Origin of the sequence: Bradyrhizobium sp. NAS80.1 (assembly GCF_001908205.1) — a bacterium.
GTDB lineage: Bacteria > Pseudomonadota > Alphaproteobacteria > Rhizobiales > Xanthobacteraceae > Bradyrhizobium.
Genome location: NZ_LGHL01000476.1, coordinates 1 through 1,899, shown reverse-complemented (window position 1 = coordinate 1,899; position 1,899 = coordinate 1). Strand labels below are relative to the sequence as shown.

The following is a 1,899-nucleotide window of genomic DNA, read 5'->3' as shown; positions in this document are numbered from 1 at the left end:
CCTGGCACGGGTCCTCTTTTCTTTGTGCGCCCAGCATGGGCGCACTCTTGTGGGTGGAAGTCCCATCGTAAGCTGATCATGGCGAGCGAAGTGAAGCGCAACTGCATGAGGGCGACCGAATGTGGGGAGGAAGCGTGGAGCGAAGCTGCGGGCCGATGAACAAGAACCGGATAGGAGGCGCTGCGGACCGGGGCGAGCGGACAAAGACCCGCGAAGCTCTCGTGATCAAAGGGAAGCGGCGTAGATCCGGCGGTCGTGCAGTGAAGGAGTGCGTTCTTACCTGGGGAGACCTTGCCTCACGCCCGAAAGGGCGACGGTGTCGAGCCGGAGCGAGGAGTCAGCAGAGGTCGTAGTAGTCGGCGATACGGCGAGGAGCTGCATCGCGGCGAAGGACTGAACGAGGAGGAGTGTTAGGCACCATGCCGATGTGGGAAGCACCGCGCCAGATGTCTGCGCAAGCAGGGCGGCTTGAGGGAGGACGCGGTGAAGCCGTGTGGACCTCGGGCAGCGGCGAAGCTTTCCGCCCGCGACATGCAACGCAGAACACAGGGTCGGCGCTGCTGGTGGCAGCACTGACGAGAGAGAACCTGCAACGGGCGTTGCAACGGGTGCGGGCCAACAAAGGCGCAGCCGGTGTCGACGGGTTGGACATTGACCAAACCGCCGAACATCTGCGTACGGCGTGGCCCGTCATCCGGGAACAACTGCTGCGGGGGACGTACCGGCCCAGTCCGGTACGTCGGGTGACGATTCCCAAGCCCGAGGGTGGCGAGCGGGAGCTTGGCATCCCAACGGTGACGGATCGGTTGATCCAGCAGGCGCTGCTGCAAGTGCTGCAGCCCATCCTTGATCCCACCTTCAGCAAGCATAGCTACGGCTTCCGCCCGGGTCGAAGCGCACATGACGCCGTCCTTACGGCGCAGTCATATGTGCAATCGGGACGCCGGATCGTGGTGGACGTGGACCTGGAGAAGTTCTTCGACCGGGTCAACCACGACATCCTCATGGACCGTCTTCAGCAACGGATCGCAGACCCCGGAGTGATCCGGTTGATCCGGGCGTATCTGAACAGCGGCATCATGAGCGATGGCCTGGTTCAGCAGCGGATGATGGGCACGCCGCAAGGCGGGCCGCTATCGCCGCTGCTGGCGAATGTCTTGTTGGATGAAGTGGACAGGGAGCTGGAACGTCGAGGCCATTGCTTCGTGCGCTATGCCGACGATGCGAACGTTTACGTCCGTAGCCGCCGGTCTGGTGAGCGGGTGATGGCGCTGCTTCGGCGGCTCTACGGCAAGCTGCGCCTGACGGTCAACGAGACTAAGAGCGCAGTGGACTACGTGTTTGGTCGCAAGTTCCTGGGCTACACCTTTTGGATGGCTCCCGGCGGCGTGATTAAGCGCAAGGTCGCCGTCAAACCGCTGATGACGTTCAAGCAACGTATCCGGCAACTGACCAGCCGCAGTGGCGGGCGCAGCTTGCCGGATGTGATGGACCGCCTGCGGTCCTACGTTCTGGGCTGGCGGGCTTACTTCCGGCTGGCGCAAACGCCAAAGGTCTGGCGCGAGCTGGACAAGTGGCTGCGCCATCGGGTGCGTGCTATCCAGCTCAAACAATGGAAGCGCGGCAAGACCATGTACAGGGAACTGATGGCGCTTGGGGCCAAACCGGATGTGGCGCAACGGGTGGCGGCGAACAGCCGCCGCTGGTGGCGCAACAGCGGCATGCTCCTCAACGCCGTGCTTACCCTCGACTGGTCTGACCGGCTGGGATTACCCCGACTCTCATGACCTCAACTTCTCGAACCGCCCGGTGCGGACCCGCATGCCGGGTGGTGTGGCAGGGGAGCGACCTCACAAGGTCGCCCCCTATGCCGATCGTGGTCTGTTCCGTTGATCTGGA

1 protein-coding gene is annotated in these 1,899 nt (G+C 63.3%); it reads left to right on the top strand.

Annotation, left to right across the window (positions count from 1 at the left end; translation table 11 throughout):
- The first annotated feature begins 419 nt into the window (after positions 1 to 419).
- Positions 420 to 1,787, top strand: a complete 1,368-nt coding sequence (gene ltrA / locus AC629_RS44350; protein ID WP_084810824.1) for a group II intron reverse transcriptase/maturase — start codon at positions 420 to 422, stop codon at positions 1,785 to 1,787.
- Positions 1,788 to 1,899 lie beyond the last annotated feature (112 nt).

What these genes read in the sequence shown, in the direction of transcription:
- ltrA (WP_084810824.1), top strand. Translation starts at nt 420, where the DNA reads ATGCCGATGTGGGAAGCACCGCGCCAGATGTCTGCGCAAGCAGGGCGG.